5 protein-coding genes and 1 pseudogene are annotated in these 5,295 nt (G+C 60.4%); 3 read left to right on the top strand and 3 right to left on the bottom strand.

Going from position 1 to position 5,295, the window contains the following annotated elements; genetic code table 11:
- The 3 genes from JNL55_RS14135 to JNL55_RS14125 all read right to left on the bottom strand — a co-directional run.
- Positions 1 to 434 (bottom strand): DAK2 domain-containing protein (locus JNL55_RS14135; protein ID WP_293854172.1); only part of this gene is annotated, 434 nt, incomplete at its 3' end.
- A 61-nt stretch (positions 435 to 495) separates the two neighbouring features.
- Positions 496 to 1,335 (bottom strand): general secretion pathway protein GspB, encoded by an 840-nt coding sequence (locus tag JNL55_RS14130; RefSeq protein ID WP_293854169.1) that lies wholly within the window; start codon positions 1,333 to 1,335, stop codon positions 496 to 498.
- A complete protein-coding gene (locus tag JNL55_RS14125) occupies positions 1,335 to 2,918 on the bottom strand; it encodes an ExeA family protein (protein WP_293854164.1) in 1,584 nt (527 codons plus the stop codon). The genes JNL55_RS14130 and JNL55_RS14125 overlap by 1 nt, the downstream gene beginning before the upstream one ends.
- A gap of 343 nt (positions 2,919 to 3,261) precedes the next feature.
- Here JNL55_RS14125 and JNL55_RS14120 point away from each other — a divergent pair, with 343 nt between their 5' ends.
- The 3 genes and pseudogenes from JNL55_RS14120 to JNL55_RS14110 all read left to right on the top strand — a co-directional run.
- On the top strand, positions 3,262 to 4,194 hold the full coding sequence (locus JNL55_RS14120; RefSeq protein ID WP_415923075.1) for an ATP-binding cassette domain-containing protein: 933 nt from the start codon (positions 3,262 to 3,264) through the stop codon (positions 4,192 to 4,194).
- The gene (locus tag JNL55_RS14115) at positions 4,187 to 4,996 is read left to right on the top strand and encodes an ABC transporter permease (RefSeq protein WP_293854154.1); all 810 of its coding nucleotides are present in this window, start codon (positions 4,187 to 4,189) and stop codon (positions 4,994 to 4,996) included. The genes JNL55_RS14120 and JNL55_RS14115 overlap by 8 nt, the downstream gene beginning before the upstream one ends.
- Before the next feature lie 16 nt (positions 4,997 to 5,012).
- Positions 5,013 to 5,295, top strand: a pseudogene (locus JNL55_RS14110) (hypothetical protein); the annotation flags it as partial.

The following is a 5,295-nucleotide window of genomic DNA, read 5'->3' as shown; positions in this document are numbered from 1 at the left end:
TCGGCTGCGAAATCAGTAATCACCGTCAGCACCGTGCCTTCGCGCGGCTCTGAAAGACTGTCGCGAGCGTAGATTGCGCCAGCCGTCACTGCTTTCGCGAATTGCAATGTCGAGAGCGCTGCATGCGATGCGGCGCTGTCGCCCATGCCCAGAAAGAATTGCGCGAGGATCGCTCCCGAGTTGCCGCGAGCACCGTCGAGTGCGGCGTCGGCAGCGCGAGTGAGTGTGGTGCCTGCATGATCGTCCGCACCACGTCGCAGGCTCGCCAACACCGCGCCCATGGTGATCGCCATGTTCGTGCCGGTGTCTCCGTCAGCCACCGGAAACACGTTGATACGATTCAAGTGCTCTTGATCGGCCAGCAAACGTTGAATGCCGGCGCGAAGCAGGCGGCTGAGGCGGGCACCATTCAGTTCCAGAACAGGTCCGGGCATGACTCGTCGGTTCGCCGTTTGCGCCTGCGAGGATTCACAGACGCCGGGTCTTCCAGGACCCTTATTGTCTCGGTAGCAGGAATCTCAGTCCGCGTTGATTCAGGATCACGCCTTCGGCCGTGATGCGTTCCACGCTCGGGCCTTCCCTGAGCGTTTCGCCTTCCAGATATTTGCGCATGTTCACGAACACGAAGCGCTCGGCCGGCTTCTGCGAGTGCACGTGAATGTCCAAATGTAAGTCGGGCAGATTGGTGCCGCTGGCGGACAGGTCTTCGAGCGTCGGCAATGTTTCGTTACCAGCCGGCGCGCCGCGTGAGGAGTTCGGCTGATTCGCAGCGGTGCGCGCCTCAAACACTGCGCCCGAAGGCAGCGGAGAAACTGACGGTGGTTGAATCTGCCGAACCATTGGCGGACCTGCAGGCACGGCCGCGGCACCGGCGAGATTCGGATTCATCTGCTCGTAAGGCTCTTCATAACCGCGCGCTTCATCCGCTAACGAGCGCACCGACGGATCGGTGGGCACCATGTCGGACCGATAGTTCTGTTGTTGCTGCTGCGGTTGCTGATATTGGTACTGATACTGCTGCGCTGGCGCCGGTGGCGGCGCGTTGTAATTCTGCTGAGGCGCAGGCTGAGCTGGCGGTGGCGGGCTATAACTGGGTTGAGGCGCGCTCTGCGTCTGAGGCTGGGATTGAGCGGGCTGCGTAGGCTTGGTATCGCCATTGCGAATCAGCACCACCACCAGCACGCCGAGATTGATCACCAGCAACGCGGCAACTGCGACCACCCACCACGGCCGATCGGCATGGCGGCGCACGGCTCTCATATCGGCCAACGACGGGCCGACCTGACGTTGGCGCTCGTTCTCGGACTTTTTCAGCGCATCGAGAATGAAGCTCATCAGCTCGTTCCCCGCGCCTGGGCGATCAGCACCGGCGCACCGGGCGAGCTACCAACCGCGTCCAGCACGATCTGGGTTTGCACGCCGGCGATGCCGTCGACGTTCAAGCGATACTGCCGCTGAAAGTCCTCGACCATCTTCACCAGATCCTCATCGTAATAATCGCTCGCCGGCGCGTCCGTCTTGCCGGCCACTGTGTTGAGCTTGGTGCGCAGCCAGCGCACGCCGTCGCCTTGCATGCCTGCAGAGAGCGCGCGGGGCGAGGCTACTTGCGGCCGCCACAACACCAAATAATCGCCGTACCAAAGGCGTGACAGCGAGGCGATGGACACCATCTTGGTTTCATCGGGCAAATTGATCTTGGCGGTATCGCCCACCAAGCCCGACACCACCACTTGATGCGCGTTGCTGTCTTCATCGATCAAAGTGAGGATGGCGGGACGATTCAAGGTGCGCAGCTGACCCCAAGTGCCTTGCTGATAAACACACTCGAGCCCTTGCTTGCTTGCCTGATCGCAAGGCCGGCCTGCGCCGGGATTGAACTTCGCGCCCCACAGCGACAGCAGCTGACCGAAGGCGTTCTCGGTGTTGGTCATGCCGACTTTTTCTACCAAGACTTCGGCGACGTCTTGCGGACGCGGCGGCAGAGGCAAGGGTGCCGGTTCTGCTTGCGGCAGTTGCACGGGCGCCGCTTCCACGGCAGGCGCCGGGATTTCAGCGGCAGCCACAGGTTGCTCGACTTCAGTGCTGCGAGTGAGCGTCCAGATGCCGAGGCCCAGGCCCAGCACTGCAACGCTGGCGGCCGAGCCGACCAGCAATTTCATCCAGGGCGGATTGAACGACCGGCCGTACACTTCGCTCGCGGCCTCGCGAATCATGCCCGGGCCGATGCGATGCTGTTCCTGCGTGAACGCGCCGAGCAAGGCGCGATCGCAAATCACATTGATGATGCGCGGGATGCCGCCGGTCAAACGATGCACTTCACGCAGCGCTGTGGTGCTGAAGATTTCGCCATTGGCGCCGGCGACCTTGAGCCGATGATTCACATACGACGCCGTCTCGCTGCGTGACAAAGGCGCGAGGTGATAGCGGCCGGTGATGCGCTGAGCGAGCTGGCGCAGCTCGACTCGATCCAGCACTTCGCGCAACTCGGGCTGGCCGATGAGGATGATCTGCAGCAGTTTTTGCGACGCAGTTTCCAGATTGGTCAGCAGGCGCACTTGCTCGAGCGTGGCCGGCATCAGGTTCTGCGCTTCATCCACGATCACCACGATGCGGCGCCCCTTGGCATGCGCATCCAGCAGGCGGCGGTTCAGCAGGTCCACCAGGTCCTTGATGCTGGTGGCGTCTTCATCGCGCATGAAGATGCCCAGTTCCTCGCAAATCGTCAGCACGAACTCAACCGGCGTCAATTGCGGGTTGAGGATCACGGCCACGTCGGCATGGCCGGGCATGCGCTCCAACAACGAGCGCACGATGGTGGTTTTGCCGGTGCCGACTTCGCCGGTCAGCTGAATGAAGCCGCCGGCCTCGGTAATGCCGTATAAAAGATGCGCGAGCGCCTCCGCATGCCGCTCGCTCATGAAGAGGTAGCGGGGGTCGGGGGTGATCGCAAAGGGCTTCTCGCCCAGGCCAAAAAAGCTCGTGTACATGCTGAGTTGCGCTAAAGCAGGCCGCCATCATGCGCCCTGAAATCTGGCCGTCAAGCCGCGCGGGCGGCGAAGGTCCGCTGCTGTCGGCTATTCGACACATGGGCGCATCTCGAGTCGGACCGAGGCGGGCCGAGCCGGGCCGCCCAGTCGCGGCGGTCATTTCATTGCTGACCGCAGCCGCCTTGCTGGGCCGCCCCCGGACCGATACCCTTCGCAGCCACTTTTCCCACTCCGATCAATGTCATCGCCGCCGCGACCGGTGGCCGAAGGCGTCATGCAAGCACTGACCTTCCAGCAGCTCACCAAGACCTACAAGAACGGCGTTCAGGCGCTCAAAGGCATCGACCTGACCGTCGAGGAAGGTGACTTCTTCGCACTGCTCGGGCCGAACGGTGCCGGCAAGACCACCGCCATCGGTATCGTCACCTCATTGGTCAACAAGACCGGCGGCAAAGTTCAGGTGTTCGGCCATGACATCGACACGGAACTGGCGGCGGCCAAATCCTGCATCGGCCTGGTGCCCCAGGAAATCAACTTTAATCAGTTTGAAACAGTCACCACCATCCTGCTGAATCAGGCCGGCTTCTACGGCATTCCGCGCTCGGTGGCGGCACAGCGCCTGGAGAAATATCTGACTGCACTGCAGTTGTGGGAAAAGCGAAATGCGGTGTCGCGCACTTTGTCCGGCGGCATGAAGCGTCGCTTGATGATTGCCCGCGCGCTGATGCATGAACCGCGCTTGCTGATTCTCGATGAACCGACCGCCGGCGTGGACATCGAAGTGCGCCGAACGATGTGGACGTTCATGCGGGACATCAACGCGGCCGGCACCACCATCATTCTCACCACTCACTATCTCGAAGAAGCCGAGAACTTGTGTCGGCACGTCGCCATCATCGACAAGGGACGCATCATCGAGAACGATCGCATGAGTCGCGTGCTGCGCAAGCTGCAGACCGAAGTGTTCGTGTTCAACTTACGCAATCCGATCACGGCGGTGCCGGTGTTGCCCGGTTATGCGGTCAGCATGTCCGACGATCATTCGTTGGAAATCGAAGTGTCCAAAGATCAGAGCCTGAACGATATTTTCTCGCAGCTCTCGGCCTCGGGCATCGAAGTGCTGTCGATGCGTAACAAGACCAACCGGCTGGAAGAATTGTTCATGCGGCTGGTGAACCAGAAAGAAGGCCAGGCCGCTCATGGATAAGCCCGTGGATCGTCTCGACACGCGCGCCAGTCTCGCGAGAACCAATGTCGTTGGTTTCAACACCATCGTCATTCGCGAGTTCAATCGGATCATTCGGATCTGGGGCCAGACCATCGTCCCGCCGGCGATTACCGCGACCTTGTACTTCGTGATTTTCGGCAGCCTGATCGGCGGCCGCATCGGCGACATGGGCGGCTATTCGTACATTCAGTACATCGCGCCTGGATTGATCATGATGACGGTCATCACCAATTCGTACGGCAACGTGGTGTCGTCGTTCTTCGGTGCCAAGTTCGGTAAACACATCGAAGAGTTGTTGGTGTCGCCGTTGCCCGGCTGGCTGATCGTCGGCGGCTACGTGGTCGGCGGCATCGTTCGCGGCCTGATCGTCGGCGGGGTGGTCACTGCCATCACGTTGATCTTCACTCATATGAAGATTCATAACGTCGGCGTGGTGATCTCGGCGGTGCTGCTCAGCTCCATCGTGTTCGCGTTGGCCGGCATGATCAACGCCATCTTCGCCAAGAACTTCGATCAGATTTCTTTCATCCCGACATTCGTGCTGACGCCGCTCACCTATCTCGGCGGCGTGTTCTACACCATCAAACTGCTGCCCGATTGGGCTCAGCACATCTCTCACGCCAACCCCATCCTCTACATGGTCAACGCCTTCCGTTACGGCTTCCTCGGCGTCTCCGACGTCGACGTTCGCCTCGCGTACACCATCATGATCGGCGCTGCCGTCGTGTTGTACGTCAGCTGCGTGTGGTTGTTACATCGGGGCGTGGGCACTCGGGAGTAACGTTAGCCGCGCCGTCATGAAGAAGATTTCCTCGGGCTTTACGTTTTTCCATAAGAAAATATTCCCGCTGTTCTGGTTCGGGTTCATCGCCGTATTCGTGGCGAACGTCTGGACCCTCGGCAAAGGCTTGCCCAAGGATCCGATGTTCATCGCGGTGCCGATCATCATGCTGCTGATCGGCTTCGTTATCCTGAAAAAACTTGTCTGGGATCTCATGGACGAGGTCTACGATGGCGGCGACTATCTACTCGTTAAGAACCGCGGCGAGGAAGAGCGCATTCCTCTGAGCAACATCATGA

The sequence above is a fragment of the Steroidobacter sp. genome, from assembly GCF_016790065.1.
Taxonomy (GTDB): domain Bacteria; phylum Pseudomonadota; class Gammaproteobacteria; order Steroidobacterales; family Steroidobacteraceae; genus Steroidobacter.
The sequence above is the reverse complement of the archived record's forward strand: the minus strand, read 5'-3'. Positions and strand labels throughout refer to the sequence as shown.